Origin of the sequence: Ferruginibacter paludis (assembly GCF_030409685.1) — a bacterium.
Lineage (GTDB): Bacteria > Bacteroidota > Bacteroidia > Chitinophagales > Chitinophagaceae > Ferruginibacter > Ferruginibacter paludis.
In genome coordinates this window covers 278607-296639 of sequence record NZ_JAUFQJ010000003.1, presented here as the reverse complement: position 1 = coordinate 296639, position 18033 = coordinate 278607, and the positions used below count along the sequence as shown (strand labels likewise).

General features: G+C 42.3%; 16 protein-coding genes. 13 read left to right on the top strand and 3 right to left on the bottom strand.

Annotation, left to right across the window (positions count from 1 at the left end):
- The first annotated feature begins 145 nt into the window (after positions 1-145).
- The 9 genes from QWZ08_RS05645 (at position 146) to QWZ08_RS28180 (ending at position 11304) form a co-directional block, all read left to right on the top strand.
- Positions 146-673, top strand: coding sequence for an NADPH-dependent FMN reductase (locus QWZ08_RS05645; protein WP_290336270.1), 528 nt, complete (start codon positions 146-148; stop codon positions 671-673).
- A 160-nt stretch (positions 674-833) separates the two neighbouring features.
- On the top strand, positions 834-2084 hold the full coding sequence (locus QWZ08_RS05640; protein WP_290336269.1) for a metallophosphoesterase: 1251 nt from the start codon (positions 834-836) through the stop codon (positions 2082-2084).
- Between the two features lie 207 nt (positions 2085-2291).
- The gene (locus QWZ08_RS05635) at positions 2292-2822 is read left to right on the top strand and encodes a hypothetical protein (RefSeq protein ID WP_290336268.1); all 531 of its coding nucleotides are present in this window, start codon (positions 2292-2294) and stop codon (positions 2820-2822) included.
- Between the two features lie 153 nt (positions 2823-2975).
- Entirely contained in the window at positions 2976-3443 is a 468-nt protein-coding gene (locus QWZ08_RS05630) for a hypothetical protein (RefSeq protein WP_290336267.1), read from the top strand.
- A gap of 180 nt (positions 3444-3623) precedes the next feature.
- On the top strand, positions 3624-4022 hold the full coding sequence (locus QWZ08_RS05625) for a BlaI/MecI/CopY family transcriptional regulator (RefSeq protein ID WP_290336266.1): 399 nt from the start codon (positions 3624-3626) through the stop codon (positions 4020-4022).
- A gap of 11 nt (positions 4023-4033) precedes the next feature.
- Complete coding sequence (locus QWZ08_RS05620) at positions 4034-6277, top strand: M56 family metallopeptidase (protein ID WP_290336265.1); 2244 nt, start codon at positions 4034-4036, stop codon at positions 6275-6277.
- A gap of 253 nt (positions 6278-6530) precedes the next feature.
- On the top strand, positions 6531-7718 hold the full coding sequence (locus QWZ08_RS05615; protein ID WP_290336264.1) for a transglutaminase domain-containing protein: 1188 nt from the start codon (positions 6531-6533) through the stop codon (positions 7716-7718).
- Between the two features lie 124 nt (positions 7719-7842).
- Positions 7843-10515, top strand: a complete 2673-nt coding sequence (locus QWZ08_RS05610) for an alpha-L-rhamnosidase (protein WP_290336263.1) — start codon at positions 7843-7845, stop codon at positions 10513-10515.
- 345 nt (positions 10516-10860) lie between these two features.
- Positions 10861-11304: a DUF4328 domain-containing protein gene (locus QWZ08_RS28180; protein ID WP_353960474.1), complete on the top strand. Its 444-nt coding sequence runs from the start codon at positions 10861-10863 to the stop codon at positions 11302-11304.
- A gap of 70 nt (positions 11305-11374) precedes the next feature.
- Here QWZ08_RS28180 and QWZ08_RS05605 read toward each other — a convergent pair whose 3' ends face one another.
- On the bottom strand, positions 11375-12091 hold the full coding sequence (locus tag QWZ08_RS05605; RefSeq protein ID WP_290336262.1) for an EcsC family protein: 717 nt from the start codon (positions 12089-12091) through the stop codon (positions 11375-11377).
- Between the two features lie 99 nt (positions 12092-12190).
- Here QWZ08_RS05605 and QWZ08_RS05600 point away from each other — a divergent pair, with 99 nt between their 5' ends.
- The 3 genes from QWZ08_RS05600 (at position 12191) to QWZ08_RS05590 (ending at position 14315) form a co-directional block, all read left to right on the top strand.
- Positions 12191-12658 (top strand): CYTH domain-containing protein, encoded by a 468-nt coding sequence (locus QWZ08_RS05600; RefSeq protein ID WP_290336261.1) that lies wholly within the window; start codon positions 12191-12193, stop codon positions 12656-12658.
- 89 nt (positions 12659-12747) lie between these two features.
- Positions 12748-13350 (top strand): hypothetical protein, encoded by a 603-nt coding sequence (locus QWZ08_RS05595; protein ID WP_290336260.1) that lies wholly within the window; start codon positions 12748-12750, stop codon positions 13348-13350.
- A 116-nt stretch (positions 13351-13466) separates the two neighbouring features.
- Entirely contained in the window at positions 13467-14315 is an 849-nt protein-coding gene (locus tag QWZ08_RS05590; protein ID WP_290336259.1) for an N-acyl homoserine lactonase family protein, read from the top strand.
- Positions 14316-14515: 200 nt separating this feature from the next.
- Here QWZ08_RS05590 and QWZ08_RS05585 read toward each other — a convergent pair whose 3' ends face one another.
- Positions 14516-15787, bottom strand: coding sequence for an LVIVD repeat-containing protein (locus tag QWZ08_RS05585; protein ID WP_290336258.1), 1272 nt, complete (start codon positions 15785-15787; stop codon positions 14516-14518).
- Between the two features lie 157 nt (positions 15788-15944).
- Between QWZ08_RS05585 and QWZ08_RS05580 the strand changes: the two genes are divergently transcribed.
- Positions 15945-16544 carry a GNAT family N-acetyltransferase gene (locus QWZ08_RS05580; protein WP_290336257.1) on the top strand — a complete coding sequence of 200 codons (600 nt, stop codon included), beginning with the start codon at positions 15945-15947 and terminating at the stop codon, positions 16542-16544.
- 162 nt (positions 16545-16706) lie between these two features.
- On the opposite strand, the gene QWZ08_RS05575 is transcribed toward QWZ08_RS05580, so the two are convergent.
- Entirely contained in the window at positions 16707-17888 is a 1182-nt protein-coding gene (locus QWZ08_RS05575; protein WP_290336256.1) for a glycoside hydrolase family 172 protein, read from the bottom strand.
- Positions 17889-18033 lie beyond the last annotated feature (145 nt).

The following is an 18033-nucleotide window of genomic DNA, read 5'->3' as shown; positions in this document are numbered from 1 at the left end:
GAGTGCCAAAGGTACTGTTTGCAATTCAACCGCAAACGGCAAATCTGCTGACAGGGGGGCAAATTTAAGCATTCGCCTCAAAATTGTGCAACAATCCCATACCTTAGTTGTTACTGTTTCATCTCAAAAACAGCAAAAACAATATATGTATACAATTATTTCCGGCACCAACCGCACTGGCAGCAATACACTGAAAGTGGCCAGGCTGTACCAGCAGATTTTACACAGCAAAGGAATTGAAGCCGGCATTTTATCCCTGGAAGACCTGAATACCTATACCCGGGATGCCCATTTTGAGGCAATTGAAAACACCGTGCTCATCCCAACACATCAATATATATTTATATCTCCCGAATACAACGGCAGCATTCCCGGCGTATTAAAAATGTTGTTTGATACCTGTAAAACACACCGCATCTGGTGGAATAAAAAAGCGCTCATTACCGGCATCAGCAGTGGCCGGGCCGGTAATTTAAGGGGCAACGACCATTTGGCTGCCATCTTAAATTTTTTAAAAATTACGGTGCACCCCAACCAGTTACCCATTTCGGTAATTGACAGTCTGATGGATGCGCACGGCAATTTTACAGATCAAAATACATTAAAAGCCATTCATCACCAGCTGGATGAATTTGTTGAGTGGACCGGCACCGAAAAAAATAAAGTGGATTAAAATATCCGCCGTCCTGCTACGTCTCCCGTAAATAAGATGGAACTGTTGATCCTCCGGGCGGGTAATTGGTACGTGTGTTACAAATACGGGCAGGGTGTTCCACATTAACAAGTGCTTTTTTTTTTAATGCTGTAATTTTATAGTAATTCAATCTCTTTGTATGCGATCACCTTTTGGCGCTTTTATATTTATTACGGTTATGTTGCTGCTGGATACCTACGTGTTCCAGGCACTTAAAACGGTTACACAATCCGCTTCGCCTAGAACAAAAACCATTGTATACGCCATTTACTGGACCATTTCCGCTGTAGCAATCATTGCTTTCTTATTGTTCTCATTTAGCAGCCAGCAATTTTTACCAAGGGTAGTACGCACCTATATGTTTGCCACTGTACTCGGTTTGTTTCTGGCAAAATTTGCTGCCGTGCTTTTCTTTTTTACTGATGATATCAGAAGAGGCATTCAATGGATTGCCACAAAAATATTTCAACGCAACTCAACAGGCGATACCTCCGGCAGCGATGCCATCAGCCGTTCTGTTTTTTTAAGCTGGATGGGCCTTGGCGTTGGTTCTACTTTATTTGGTAGCCTCGTGTACGGCTTTGGCAATAAATATAAGTACGATGTAAAGCGGGTACAGATGGCGTTCGATAATTTACCCGCTGGTTTTAAAGGCATGAAGATTTTGCACATCAGCGATATCCACAGCGGCAGTTTTACGGACAAGCAGGCAGTACTGCATGGCGTAAATGAAATTTTAAAAGAAAAGGCGGATGTTATATTATTTACCGGCGACCTGGTAAACGACCGGGCTACAGAAATGGACGACTATATGGATGTGTTCAGTCAGCTGAAGGCGCCCATGGGCGTGTATTCTACACTGGGCAACCACGATTACGGCGATTATGTAAGCTGGCCCGACAATGGCGTTACAAAAGAACAAAACCTGGAAAATTTAAAAGGTGTGCATGCCAAACTGGGCTGGAAATTACTGATGAACGAACACGTGGTACTGGAAAGAAACGATCACCAGATAGCATTGATTGGTATTGAAAACTGGAGCAATAAAGCCAGGTTTCCCAAACACGGCCGCATGGACCTGGCGTATCCGGGGGCCGAAAAATATCCCTTTAAAATATTGATGAGCCATGACCCCAGCCATTGGGATGCGCAGGTAAAACCGCATTACCCTGCCATCGATTTAATGCTCAGCGGCCATACCCACGGCATGCAGTTTGGCGTTGATATCCCCGGTTTTAAGTGGAGCCCTGTGCAATACATGTACAAAGAATGGGCGGGCCTGTACGAAGAAACCAAACAGAAATTATACGTTAACCGCGGCTTCGGTTTTATCGGTTATCCCGGCCGTGTAGGCATCCTGCCGGAGATTACGGTGATTGAATTAGTATAATTTAAAAAAATCAAATACAACTTTTGTCCGGGCGAAAACAATAGCTATGGGCGGCTGCATGGGCGTCGCACTATTTTACATTTTATCTTTGTTGAGCACTTCCTCAATTCGGTTGCTTTTGCTGATCAGGCTGGTGTAATACGTGCCAACGCAACATCGTATTGAATGTTGGCACAGTTTTTTTGGACTGCAGTACAAATCATTCTCATGCATTTTAAGATTACCATATTGCTTTTACTATTGTTTGCCTGCTTTTGTAACCATTCTTTTGCTCAAAGTGAAAATGCAAAGATCAAAGCCATACAACAGGTTTACAACCGCACCAATCAAATCACCGGTTTCAAAAAAATAATGCTTGAGAACGAAGCCTTCCTTGAAAACGTGCCGGATGGCGGCGGTTCATTGACCGGCTATTTTAAAAAAGGAATGTTGTACAAGATTAAGGAATGGATCGGCCTTTCTTATGGTGTTGTTGAAACCGAATACTACCTCAGCAAGAACACGCTCGTGTTTGCCTACGTAAAAGAGAGGCATTTTAAAACGGTGAACGATAAGGTGGATTACAAGACAACCATACCCGCATACGAAGGCCGGTTTTACTTTGATCAGAGTAAGCTGCTGCGGACAATTCGAAAGGGGAAAGGAATGTGGGACTCAGGGCAGGAGAGCATTCTGTCGCTGCATGAAAATGCTAAACGGTACATTGATCTGTTGTATAAAAAGAATAAAGGGTATTGATAATAATAAGAACTGTATAATCACCAGATGAATATGAAAAAAGGGAGGAGGATATCTATGGAATGGATGTAGAAATGGTGGCAAGCTAAATGTACTGCATCCATGCAACCCTTTCCTTCTGTTGATTGTCAGCTATACAATTAAAGCACTTTTATGAAATGCATCCTCCCGTTATCTTGTGTGGCTTGTATTATATTTTTTATAACTGGCTGTAAAAAAGAAAGCAGCAGCCTCGTAAAAAATAAATTGATAAACTCTGGTTATATTGTCACCGACTCAGCTTCGCTAAGAGGGTTTTGGGAATTACGGATTTTGTATGGTTGCCAAACACCCAACTGTAACCCCTTCTTTGAACCGGGTAACGGCAATACTTACCAGTTTACAGATTCAACATATATACTTACTATCAAATCCACTTCGCCTGCATACTCAGTGGCCGACAGCGGGAGGTATACAACTGGAAAAGATACATCGCAGGGAACTGGCAGGTACATGGATTTTATCAGGTTGAAAGATGATCCATACAGGAGACTCTTTGTTGAAATTGTAAAAGACACACTTACCATTTACGACGGGTACATTCCTTCTGATGGAACCATCCAAAAATATGTGCGCTTTTAATTAAGTATCTCTCATCTTCTGTTCCCTGATAGTTAAAGGTTCCGTTAAATTTTAGCGGAACTTTTTTATGTATTACGCTACCTGCCTTGTTGCTGAAAACATCTGTACAATGCTGAAGGATTAGCAAAAAATTATTTCAATAATTATTTGTTCGTACGAATAATTTCCTAACTTTAGTTTATGAAACAGGAAAAGAAGCATAACAACATTGAACCAACTAAATCCGAACTGGAAATATTGCAGGTGTTATGGCAGCATGGCCCTTCAACCGTTCGCTTTGTAAATGATACATTGAATCAACAAAAACGGGAGGTCAATTATACTTCCACCCTCAAACTAATGCAGATCATGACAGAAAAAGGGCTGGTGGTAAGGGATGAAAGCAATATGAAACACATCTACCATCCGGCGCACCCGGAAGAAAAAGTGAAGGGACAGCTGCTGAATCGTTTTGTGGATTCGCTGTATAATGGCTCCGCTTCCAGCCTGATGATGCAGTTGCTCGGCAACAAAAAAACATCGAAAAAGGAAATGGATGCCATCCGGGAGTTGCTTAAAAAATACGATGCTGACAAATAAATGCACCTGCTATGAAATTGGTATTCCTATTTGGTTTTATTTCATCCGGCCTGGTAAAAGCCATTTGCTGGACCTTGCTTCATTCCATTTGGCAGGGCCTGGTTGCGGCCGCCATTGCGGGCTGCATTATACTGGCCACGAGGCGTTCCAAAGCAGTAGTTCGGTATAACCTGCTGACAATAGTGTTTGCAGGTTTTATTGTCATGGCGCTGATCACGTTTTTGAATCAACCAGGATTAACAAACGATTTGTCCGGTAACGGCCAGGCCGGTGCCAAACCGGTGAAGCTTTCAACCAACACAACGTCTGGGGATGCTGTAAGTTATCAGCAGGCGCCCAATGGCGGACAAACATTCTTTCAGACATTTATTTCTTTAGGAGATCAATATGCAGGTTTCATAACGACTTTCTGGGCGATCGTCTTCCTGTTCAATTGTATAAAAATGCTTACCGGCATGCGGTATGTCTGGCAGCTCCGGTCCGGCGGTGCCATGGAAGCAGCGCAGGATTGGAAGGAAAGATTGTACACATTGGCAAGCCTGCTTGGCATGCACACCAAAGTGATATTAAAAGAATCTATCCGGGTAAAAGTTCCTGTTGTATTGGGATATTTAAAACCTGTCATACTGGTGCCAGTCGGTATGTTTGCCCACCTTTCTGTTGAACAGGCAGAGACAGTACTGGTACATGAACTGGCACATATCAGGCGGCAGGATTTTTTAGTCAACCTGTTGCAACGGTTGGTGGAAGCGGTTTTCTTCTTTAACCCGTTTGTCCGCTGGCTTTCTGCCCTGATACATGAAGAAAGAGAAGCGTGCTGTGATGATATCGTACTGGAATACAGTGCAGACAAAAAATTGTACCTGGAGGCGCTGATCAGTTTTAAAGAAAGAGAATTTGAAGAACATCAGTATGCGTTGGCATTGGGCAGCAATAACAGCCTGCTCAACCGTGCCAAAAGAATACTCACCAATGAAAATAAAAAATTAAATGCCATGGAGAAAATAACGCTCGTGCTGGTGGTGGTTGCAGCAACCGCATTCGCATTTATCCCGAAACAAAATGTTATACCTGCGGCAAAGCAAACAGCCTTTACAACCTTTAATAGCACAAGTAATGAGATAAAATCAACCAGTGAAAACGCAGCAATCCTGCCCTCTGCAAACGATACTGTGCCGGGCAAGGGGATCAGTTTTAAAAATATTTCAGCTAACGATAATTACGATGGCAATAAGAAAACCAGCACGGTAACAGCCCTGGGCAGCGACGGAAAAAAATACAGCTACACAACAACAAATGATACCATCAGTGAACTGAAGGTGGATGATTTGGCAGTAGGCAAAGAAAACTTCATTGATTACAAAAAGATGGTTGACGAAATAGAAAGCGGCCGCCGTGAAAAGGTACTGAATGCTTTGCAAAAGCAGCAGGCACTTAAATTACGACAGTCACAGAAAGAGTTGCAGGAAGACCATCAATTGGTGCTGCAGGATGAGTTATTACAACAGTCAGACAGCGCCCTTTTACAGGATAAATTACAGGCAGAACATAATCTTGCTTTGCAAAAAACATTGCAAAAAAATCAACACCAGCTTGTACTGCAAAACAATGTTCACCTGAACAGGCAATTGAAATTGTTGCAACAACAGCAATTAAAAATGACAAATAAGGACTTGCGGCTGATAGAACAAAAATTCAATTTTGAAAAAAGTGAGCAGCTCAGTCAACAGCTGGCTGAGTTAAAAAGTGAGCAACAATTACTGCAGGATAAAGCGAAAAGTTTGGTTGACGCTGAATACGATCCCGAACAAAACGCACAACTGAAACTGCAACTGGAGCAGCTGGAAAATGAGCATCAATATGCAGACGGCAAATCAAAGCTGTTGCTGAAAAATCAGCTCACCCTGCAAAACAAACTGCAGCTAAATCACAACTTGCAACTCATCAAAAATCAGCAACTGCAGTTGCAAAAACAATTCTCACAAAACGTGTTAAACAAACTGAATCTTAGCCTGCCGGTTTTAAACAATGACGCGGTTACAGATATTATCAATCGCCTGGTTGATGCAGGAATTGTTACAGACAGAAACCAGCTTTCATTTACATTAAACAGCGAAGAACTCATCGTAAATGGTAAGCGGCAGGCTGCCAGCCTTCATGAAGAGCTAAAGGCGAAATTCATAAAAAATAAAAAAGATCATTACATCTATAAAACCGACGGGCACAGCACGAGTACGGATATTACCAATGAGTAACTGAGTATAAAGTTGAATCGTTCTGCGATTTTTAATCCCCAGAAAAAAATAATCGGACAAACGCAAAAAATGTTCCCTTAAAAGCCCCCAATGACCAATGGGGGCTTTTAAGTAATTGGTATATGGATGCATGTGCTGGTAAAATAATACGGCAATAGTAATGCGCATTTATTTTTACCCGTTATCTTTAGAATTCAAACGGGCATGTCCCGAATTGGCTGTTTACTTATTAACTAAGGTGCCTGTATTACGTATGAAACATATTAAACTTGTCCTGATCCTGCTGTTCTTTACCGGTACGCTTGCACTTCAAACTACGGCGCAGGGACAGTTTGCAGCCATAGATAAAAAAATGCTGCAAATACCAGATTCAGCAACAGCCACAACACAAGGCATCGCATCTTATATCAATGCCAATTTTACAAATGATAAGGAAAAAACAAGGGCCATTTTTAGCTGGATTGTAAACAACATTGCATACGATGCTGATAATATGTTTGCCATTAATTTTTATGGCCAGCAAGATGAGCGGATCAGTAAACCGCTTACAACCCGCAAAGGAATTTGTGAAAACTTTGCCGCCCTGTTTAATGATATTTGTTTAAGGACTGGTATAAAATCTTTTGTGGTAGATGGCTATACAAGGCAAAATGGTTTTACAGATTATATTCCGCATGCCTGGTGTGCGGCTTATGTTGACGGCGCCTGGTGGCTCTTCGATCCCACCTGGGGTTCGGGTTATCTTGCCAACAGAAAGTTTGTAAAAAAGATCAATAACGGGTTTTATATGGCGAAGCCTTCTGCGTTGATCAAATCGCACATGCCTTTTGATCCGCTCTGGCAATTTTTAAATTACCCGGTTACCAGCCAGGAATTTATGGAAGAGCGAACTGCCGAAAATCAGTCCAAACCATTTTTTAATTTTTCAGATACTTTGCAGCAATATGAAAAGCTGGATCACATAGAACAGTTAAAAGCAGCCTGCCGCCGCATACAAAGTAATGGCGTAAAGCATGCGCTCATCTTTGACCGGCTGCAACATTTTAACGCAGAAATAGAAAATTACAACCGCAATAGAGATGTTGATTTGTACAATTCAGCCGTGGCTGATTACAATGATGGCGTATTCCTGCTCAATACCTACCTGCAATATTGGAACAATCAATTTACACCGCTAAAGCAAGATGCAGAAATTCAGGAAATGATGGATACGGCCAGCAACAAATTGAAAGCCGCTAAAAATAAACTTCAAAAAATCAGTAACCCGGATGCCAATGCCGCTGCACTTATTGCGCAGCTGACAAAATCCATGGATGTAATAGATGTCCAGGTAAAGGAACAACAGGAATTCCTGGTCCATTATTTTAGCCGGCCAAAAGCAAAACGTAAATCCCTATTCTATGAAAAAAAGACTACCTGGTTTGGCATACCAATCAATTAAGTCAGCTTATAGCTGACTTTGTCGCCGTTGTATCCTTTGTGCCCTTTGTGTGAAACAAAAAATAGCTTTCGCTTTGCTCATTTAGTTTTAATTTACTGAAAATTTTTCTCCTTAAAACCTTACCATGCGTTTTGTAAAATTGCTGCCTTTACAGGCTTTGTTTTTGATTGCTGCTATTACCATCAGTAACTACGTGTACAGCCAAAAAGTTACCCGTCTTCAATGCGAGCACCTTGTAAATCCAATCGGTATTGATATGGATAATCCACGACTTTCCTGGGCAATGGAAGACACCGCAAAAGGTGCCGCCCAAACAGCTTACCGCATCATCGTCGGTACAGATTCCGCCGCTGTAATCCGTCAGTCGGCCACCACATGGGATTCTAAGAAAAATGATTTCAAACAAAATATCATCACCATGAGCGGCGCCAAACTGGCGCCCTTTACAAAATATTACTGGCAGGTACAGCTATGGAACCAGCTTGGTAAACCGTTGCCACCCAGCGCAGTCGCAAGTTTCGAAACCGGAATGATGAACATGCAAAACTGGAAAGGCACCTGGATCAGTGACAACAACAGTATTCATGCGACCGCAGCGCCTTATTTCAGAAAAGTATTTTCAGCCGGCAAAGCAATTAAAGCAGCAAGGGCCTACGTTGCAGCTGCTGGTCTGTATGAATTGTACCTGAATGGCGAAAAAGTAGGCAACCATCGCCTTGATCCCATGTACACCCGCTTCGACCGGCGTAACCTCTATGTGAGCTACGATATTACCGCCCAATTGCAGTCAGGTAAAAATGCTGTGGGCGTATTGCTGGGCAATGGCTGGTACAATCACCAGTCCATGGCCGTATGGAATTTCGATAGGGCGCCCTGGCGTGCCCGCCCTGCATTTTGCATGGATATCCGCATCACCTATATGGATGGCAGTACCGAAACCATTGCTACCGATGGCAGCTGGAAAACCCACAGCGGTCCCATTGTATTCAACAGCATTTATACCGGCGAGCATTACGATATGCATAAAGAAATCCCCGGCTGGAACACAGTGAATTTCACCGACACTGCGTGGAGCGAAATCTCCCTGCGTGCTACGCCATCGCAAAAAATTACAAGCCAGCTGATGCAGCCAATCCGCAACGTTACAAAAATACCCGCCCGCTCTGTCAACAAATTCAGCGATACCTGTTATGTGTTCGACCTCGGTCAGAACATCGCCGGGGTTACACAAACGCGGCTTACCGGCGAAGATGGAACCATCGTTCGCATCAAACACGGGGAGCGCCTGTACAAAAATGGTCATGTAGATATGTCGAATATTGATGTGTACTATCGCCCGACAGACGATACCGATCCTTATGGTACCGACATTGTAATACTCAATGGCAAAGACCTGTTGCAGTTTATGCCCCTCTTTAATTACAAGGGTTTTCAGTATGTGGAAATCACCAGCAACAGACCCATCACCCTCACAAAAGAAGATGTAACCGGCTGGTTTATGCACAGTGATGTGGAGCCCGTGGGCAGCCTCGAATCTTCCAACCCGCTCATTAATAAATTGTGGTGGGCTACCAACAATTCCTATTTGAGCAACCTGATGGGTTACCCAACCGATTGCCCGCAGCGGGAAAAAAATGGCTGGACGGGGGATGGTCATTTTGCGGTGGAAACCGGCCTCTTTAATTTTGATGGCATTACCATTTATGAAAAGTGGATGGCCGATCACCGCGACGAACAACAACCCAACGGCATACTTCCGGATATTGTACCCACCGGCGGCTGGGGCTATGGCACTTCCAACGGTACCGACTGGACGAGCACCATCGCCATCATTCCCTGGAACCTCTATCTATTTTACGGTGATAAAAAACCGCTGGAAGACAATTATGGCAACATCAAACAATACCTGAAATATGTAGAAAGCATCAGCCCCGGCGGCTTAACCACTTTTGGCCGCGGCGACTGGGTGCCGGTAAAATCTTCTTCGCCGCTGGAATACACTTCTTCCATTTATTATTTTGTTGATGCTACTATCCTCGCCAAGGCGGCCCGTTTTTTCAGCAAGCCGGAAGATGAAAAATATTACTCCGCCCTGGCAGCAAAAATTAAAAAAGCCATCAACGATAAATATTTTAATTCCGCTACCAACGTCTATGGCAGCGGACTGCAAACCGAAATGAGCATGGCCCTGCAATGGGGCATTGTGGCACCGGAGTTAAAAGGTAAGGTAGCCGCCAATCTCGCCGCCCGTGTTGCGGCCGATGGTATGCACCTGGATGTGGGCGTGCTGGGCGCCAAAGCCATCTTGAATGCACTCAGCGATAACGGCCAGGCTGAAGCAGCCTACAAATTAGCAGCCCAGGATACCTATCCTTCCTGGGGCTGGTGGATTGTAAACGGCGCCACCACGTTGTACGAAAACTGGAACATACAATCCGAAAGAGACATTTCTTTAAACCATATGATGTTTGGCGAAATCGGAGGCTGGTTCTTCAAAGGCCTCGGCGGTATCAAGGTAGACGAAGCCCATCCCGGTTTTAAAAATATTTTACTGCAACCGCATTTTGTAAGCGGTCTCAGTCACTTTACCGCCAGCCACAAGGGTCCTTACGGCACCATCATTTCTTCGTGGAAAAGGGTAGGGCAAACAATCGAATTCACCGCCACCATCCCTGCCAATTCCGGCGCAACGGTTAAGCTTGACGTACCAACCGGACAGCGTGTTTACCAGGATGGAAGACAGGTACCCGAAAAGCTCGACATTTCATCCGGCACCTACCGGTTTATAATAAAATAATTATTGCCCGGACCGGGAAGCTTTGTGCGGCTGCATTGGCATTGCACTCTTGTACGGTATCATTTTATGGCGGCTTTTATCGAAGGGTGGAGGGCGTTCAATAAATGCTTACATTCGTTTGCAGCTTGCAACTATTTGAGCTATTACTTAAGTGAATTTGTTAGCTGTGAATTTTAATTTTACTCTGTGAACAAAAGAAATTTATTGTTTAAGTTATTGGAAGGAATAGTTCTTTTATTGATAGGCTATAAGATTTTACAGGTCCTGGTTAGAATTTATGCAATAATCACTTTGACAAGGGTTGTTGATGGCAACGGATTAATTAAGACTCAATTTCCTTATATAATGAGAGAACTTAAGATAGAATATTTAATCAATAATATTATTGTCGTCTCATTTTTAATTCTGTTGTCAACCTGGTTTTACATCAAATATGTAAATGCACACAGAGTTTCGCGTTTGCAATTGACTTATAAACCTATTTGGGCATTATTTGCTTTTTTGATTCCATTTTTTAATTTGGTAGCTCCTTATAAAATCATGAACGAGTTATGGACGGTTCAGAATAGGGATATGTCAATTGACCACAACGGAAAAATTATAATTAAGACCTGGTGTATCTTAAGTGTTATGATTGTAATCGCCTCCAGATATCTTTCAATTCAAGCAAACCAAGTCGAAGGTCTAAAAGCATTTCTTACATTTGAGTATTACTATTTATTTTTCTATTTAGTTTCTTTGCATTACTTTTTAGAGACTAGAAAATTAGTAAAAATGATCGGTGCATAAAAGTACTTTTTAAACGTTTTTGCAAAGCCATCAGTAGTCCGCCGGATGCCAGCCGTTATTAATGCAATCATCATTTAAACAATCGCATACGATAAGCATTCATTGCAGTAACGCCCAATTTTTTGATGAGTTGATAATTGGCGATGATACCAACCGGTGCACCAATTACCGGAACAAGCTGCGCCATCTTTGCCAGGTCAATATAATCGCGGTATTCCTGCTGAAATTTTCGCCAGTCGAAGTCTTCCATATTTGCAGGCAGCGTTTCACCATAGGTTTCCCAGTTAGCTATTTTCAGGTAAACATCATTTCTATGGGCGTGACTGGAAAAAGCCAGTTCAAATATGTGCAGTATATACACCCGTTCTTTATAATTGGCCACATCAAATCCGTACAAGGCTGCAATGTCAAACAACAATTTTATTTTAATGCCAATTAAAAGCGGGAAATCTGCGAGGCCCAATAATATGCCACCTGCCCCTGTTATGCCACCTTCTACCGCAGCCGTATTTCTATAAGACTTTATTCTTTCCTGCACGGCCGTTTCCCGCACTTCCAGCGATTTATCCGTTAAAGGTTCCCCGGTAGTATATTTGGCGCCAAATAAAACACCCCGGATCATCTGTTTAATAACAGTCGTTATGGCAACATGTATTTTTTCAGGTATCCAGCTATTGATTTTTGTTTGGAGTGTACTGGCCAGTTTATTCAATATTGTTGGACGGCGGATCATCTTATTTTGCCAAACCACTAATTCAGCAAACGCCTCTTGTTGATAGCTGTCCATAGAAAAGTTTTATACAGATCAAAGTTACTTAACAATAAATAACGGCCCTGCAAAGAAAGGCATTACCTTGTTGCGGCAGTTTTAAAAGTAATAAAATGTATGGCACAGGAAATAGAAAGAAAGTTTTTAGTGGACAGAGAAAAATGGGCAGCCACCAAAAAGCCGGCAGGACAATTATACAGGCAGGGTTATTTATTGACAGATGTAAATAAAACCATCCGCGTAAGGTTAACGGACGCAGGAGGCTGGCTGACAATAAAAGGCAAAAATGATGGAGCGACAAGAGCCGAATACGAATACAGCATTCCATTAGACGATGCCAGGGAATTGCTGGATGCTTTTTCAACTTCGGAATTGTCTAAAATCCGGTACGAGTTGCTGATTGATAATAAAATCTGGGAAGTAGATGAATTTTTGGGCGACAATGAAGGGTTGATTGTAGCCGAAATAGAACTGTTAAGTGAAGATGAAAAATTTACGCTTCCGGCATGGATAACAAGGGAAGTTACCGGCGAAACGAAATACTATAATTCTAACTTAACGTTATTACCATTTAAAAGCTGGTGACAAAATTATTTTCAGTGAAAAAGTTTATTCTGTAAAAAGCAAGAATAGGAGACCGGAAACTATTCAATAAATGTTTTAACTTTAAAAACATGAAGCAACTTTTTTTAAGCGCCTTTTTTATTTGCTGCACCACGATCATGTATGCACAACAACCTAAACCCACATTGTATGATCTTGTTAAAAGCCTGGTAACGGATGCCAACGGTTATGAGAATGTGGGCGACTGGGCGGTGGACAATCCCAAAAAATTTGCTGTCAAATGGAAAGAAAATAAAATTACCATGAGCGACGATACCAGCATCAATTTTTTCCGCATAGGTATCGCAGATCTCACCATTAACGGTCGCAGTTTTATGCAGGCCGGTCAACCTGTCAAATGGAACGTGATGCTGAAAGGCCCCCGCAGTGGCTATACTTCTTTCAGCATTGTGAGCTCGCCGTTAAGTCCTGAATTACAGCCTAAATTTACCATCGACAGTATTTTTGGTAAAAACGATTTTAAAGCAAAACTGCTTAAAAAGTGCGATGGCAAAACACTCGCCGGCTATTATTATTACGAAGTAAAAATACCAAAAAAAGATCCCGTATTTATGAAACTCAGCTGGGTTTGGGTAAACGGAAATACGGGCATTCGAATAGACTGTTTTGGCAGCTCCAGCAAATATGCAGCAAAGCTGGATTGTGCACAATAGCTATCCATTGCTATACAAAGCAACTGTGTTGTATAGTATCGGGGCTTGGTCAATTATTCAAGGATAGTGCTGCGTATCACTGTTGCGATGCCGGCTGATTGCTTAAAAATGATACAATGAAAAATAGCTTGTTTGCATTGCTTGTAATGCTGGCCACTTCCCTTAGTGCATGGTGCCAGCCTGATAAGTACGATGTGTATGCATTGCGCTTTGCTTCTACAGCGCAACCATCACCTGTTTCGGCCTGGGCATATAAAGGCCCGGACCGCGATAGCGTGGCGATTGATTTTATGGTTTGGCTGATAAAAGAAAAAAACGGCAAAAATATTTTGCTGGATGCAGGATTTTTAAGTGGTATTGAAGATGCGAAAGAGTTTGGTATTGTCAATTATATCCGGCCGGATTCGATGCTGTTAAAAACCGGGATAAAGCCCGGCGATATTACCGATATCATCATCAGCCATCCGCATTGGGATCACATCGACGGGATTGATCTTTTTCCCAATGCGCAAATCTGGATGCAAAAAGAAGACTTCAATTATTTTGTGGCAACCGCCTGGCAAAAGAATGGTAATAACGGTGGCTTTAATAAAAGGGATGTGCTGAAAATTATCGCCGCAAACCTGGCTGGCAGGTTAACATTGATTGAAGGAGACAATAAAGAAATTATACCAGGTATCAGGGTGTACACGGGATCAAAACACACTTTTAATTCTCAATATGTTATGGTGAATACCGGCACTAAAAAAATGGTGTTGGCATCTGACAACATCTGGATATATTATAGCCTGGAGCATTTAACGCCGCCCTCCGTTGGAGGCACACTTGATCCCGCAGGGTATGTAAAAGCCATGCAAAGAATGAAGACGCTGGCCTCTGATAACAAATACATCATCCCGGGTCACGATGCAAAAGTCTTCACGCTGTTTCCTTTGGTATCACCGGGCATAGTGCAGATAAAATAATAACCACAGCACATTAAAATACTGCCTGATGTACAATGGCATCTGTATGCGGAAATAATTGTTCCATGAAGGATTAGGTTAGGAGAATTTGCATGAATAACAATATTTTTAATCTTAAAAAAACAAATACCGGGCTATCTAAGCCCGGTAAAATGTTGTTTAGTGATACGTCTTTAGCTAATGTATAAAACGGGGTACAATTAATTTTTAATAGAAAAGAAACTTAACTGCTTGATGTTACTGACGTCACTATAGTCATACTGGTATAAGCCGTCCGGACACACCACCATCGCTTTCTTATCTCCCGAAATAACATCATACGGATCTTTACTTGTTATCTTTTGCAATAGCTGCAAGTCAGCAGGGTTAGCAGCATTGTACACTTTTACATCGGTACCATCACAAATAAAAAGCAGGTCGCCATCTTTGCTAAGTCCGGTGGGTTTTGTTAGCGGGTAGGTTTTTACCAGTTTTGAATTTTTTAAGTCGTTTACATCAATTACATCCAGTTCGTTGGAGCTGCCTCCGCAACCGTCGCCCGCGTGTAATGTTACATAAGCATAGTGGCCGTCAGTTATAACCGGGTCGCAGGCCCTTCCGTGAGAGAACTCACCAACAGCTACAGGATGCACCGGGTCGCTAACATCAAACATAAACATGCCAATTGCTGAGCCGAGAAACAATTTGTCTTCAAAGGGAAAAATAGTTTGCAGGTCAAAGCCGGCGAAGAAACTCGTATCCAGTTTTGGGGTTGTTTCGTTGGTAATATCTACAATACCCAGGCTATGCATTTCGGTAATCGCATATAAATGATCTTTCATTAACACCATGCCCGCCATAGAGCCTGCGGTTCCTGTAGATGAAGACTTGATTGCATCTGCCGATGATGACAGTGTTGCAAAATAGCAACCATTGCAGGTACCCGGCACCGGCGGAGTAACATAATCATTTATTTCCACAGTGGTATCCTTCTTAATCCAGTCAACTACAATCATTTCATTAAAGTTGGTAGCATGGCCGTAAAACTGGGCACGGCCAGGAAAAAAATTACTGATTGTACTGGTGATTTTGGTGTTATGAATATCAGTGATGTCCACCGCAACCAGGTCGCTGTACATATCCGCATACAGTGTGTGGCCTTTGATGGCGATATCGGTATTGCCGGGAATGGAAAGAAAAGCAACCCGCTGCGGACTGGCAGGATTGCTGTTATCAATCACGTGAATTCCCTTGTTGACTTCGTTGAGGTAAATAAAATTATCCTTTACATAAATTTTACCTGCCTGGTCAATGGCTTCTGAAGCATTGCCATTGATAGAGTTCAGCACAACTGCTCTTTCTTTGTACACGGGGGTATACATGGTATAGGTTCGGGTTCGTTTGAGCGTGTCTTTTATGCAGGATGAAAACAGGATCGTAATCACTGTAAACGCAAACAGGGACTGTAACAGATACCGGGTATTTTTTTTCATATACTTCGTTTTGAAAGCTGACAACTTATTTTTTATGAGGGTTGCATTATAGGGTAGAAATTTATTTTTTTTAAGGCTATTTTTTTGAGAGATGATTATTTGGCTATACGATTATCTTCGCAGCTACAATTATAGCCGGTAAATCAATAAATGCAGGATGAGCAGCTGGATAAATTACCCCACCATTTTACAAGGCCAAACGGTCAATTTAATTCCGCTGGAAGAAATGCATTTCCCGGTATTGGAACAACTGGCAAAAGACGAGCGCATTTGGCAATTTTATCCGTTTGATGGTACGGACTCATCGAGAATTTTATCGGTATTGACTACAGCCCTCGCTGAACGGAATGTTGAAACCAGGTTTCCATTTGTGATTGTTCATAAGGCAGAAAATAAAATAATAGGAAGTACATCGTTACTGGACCTGCAGCCTAAAAATTTGAAGCTTGAAATTGGTTCCACCTGGTTGCATCCTGATTACTGGGCTACACCTGTTAACCTCGAATGCAAACTACTGTTGCTGACACATTGTTTTGAAAAATTAAATACAGCACGTGTGCAGTTAAAAACGGACGAAAATAATGTGCGGTCAAGAAAGGCAATTGAAAAAATAGGCGGCCAGTTGGAAGGTATTTTTAGAAATGATATGCTAAGGGATAACAACACCCGCCGAAACTCCGCCTACTATAGTATTATACAGGAGGAATGGCCGGAGAAGAAAATAAAGTTAGCGGAATTGTATTATTTAAGACAGTAGGGCATGGGCCATTGGAAAAGTGGTTGATGACACAATCATAATGAGGGAATAGAATTAACTCCCCACAATAGTTTAAGCAGCCGCAACCTTTACGTATTACTGCTGTTGAATATTGCTGCCAGGCAATGTCATTATCTGGCTTTGGTTTTGCAGAAAAAAACTTTACCTAATCCGTTCACTTACCTCGGGCAACGCCGCTAAATTGGTAACAGGTTTATCCAGGTAAAAATAAGTAGTGGCTGAGTAATCATCTATCCGGTAAAAATTAACCCACCCTTTTGGAAACGCTGCATCATTTATATCCAGCGGATTATCCAGTAATCTATTGAAGCCTGCTTCTGATTGTACCGTTACTGGTTTTAAGGGAACGTTTTCTTTGATCAGTTTTCTTACCAGTTCCAGATCGCCGCCACCAATCTGCTGAATGGTGCCGCGGAAACTACTGTTGAAAAATACCTGGTCGGGAATATGAAACCTGTAAAACGCATATTGTTTGGTGCTGTCGTTGGCAATGGTTGCTCCCTGGTACATATTGGTAAAAGTACCCAGTCCCCAGCCGGTACCAATATAATCTTCCGAACCGGTGCCATTGTAACCGGGCAGTTTATCGTCGCCATCTTTATAGATTTTTACTTCGCCTTCGCCCCACCAGGTGTCTGCATACCGTTTGTCTGCATTTACACCCATGTTTACACCAAGGTATCTTCCCTTGCCTTTTACGGCAGGTAAAAATTCAAAGTCGCTGCCGAGGGCAGAAGTTTTTTGCCTGGTCCAGTAGGCGTGAAAGTATAACGCCTTTGGATCAGGTTTTACAAGATGTATAAAATCGATGTCGAAAAAAAGCAATTCAATGTTATTGTTACTTTCATTGGTGATCACCACTTTGGCGCCGGTTTTATAAGGCATAGGAATATAGCAGTTGAATGACCGGCCTTCCGGACTTGAAAAAAGCGCCGATTCAAATTTGATCATCTTGGATAAGCCGAAACCAAAGAAGTCACCAAAAGGTACGTCTACAGCGGGTTTGGAGCTGTTGTCCCAGTACATGCGCAAGCGCATGCTGCGCAACATTTCAGGCGACCGGTCTCTCACCGTAAACCACATCCGCTGAATAATACCAGCGCCCTGTACATTCAGCAGTGTTTTAGATGCGCCGGCTTTCAGATCTTCAAAGGCATTTCCTTTACCGGTTTTATTCGTTTTTCCACCGGCATTTTTGATACCGTTGATATTTTCAAAGGTACTGATGGTGCTTTGCCGCACACCTTCCGGCATTTGATATAATTGTTGTGCCAGCAGAGTCTGACATAAAAAAAGCAGAAGCGGCAAACACATTTTTTTCATAACAATCATTTAAGTATTACTAAAAATAGTAAAATTAGTAAACAGGTAATTCAGGAGATAAAATAAAATGCCTGATTGCACCCAAATAAAGCCCGGAAATTTTACATAAAATCAGCAAAGAAAAGAAAGGCATTAATAATATGCA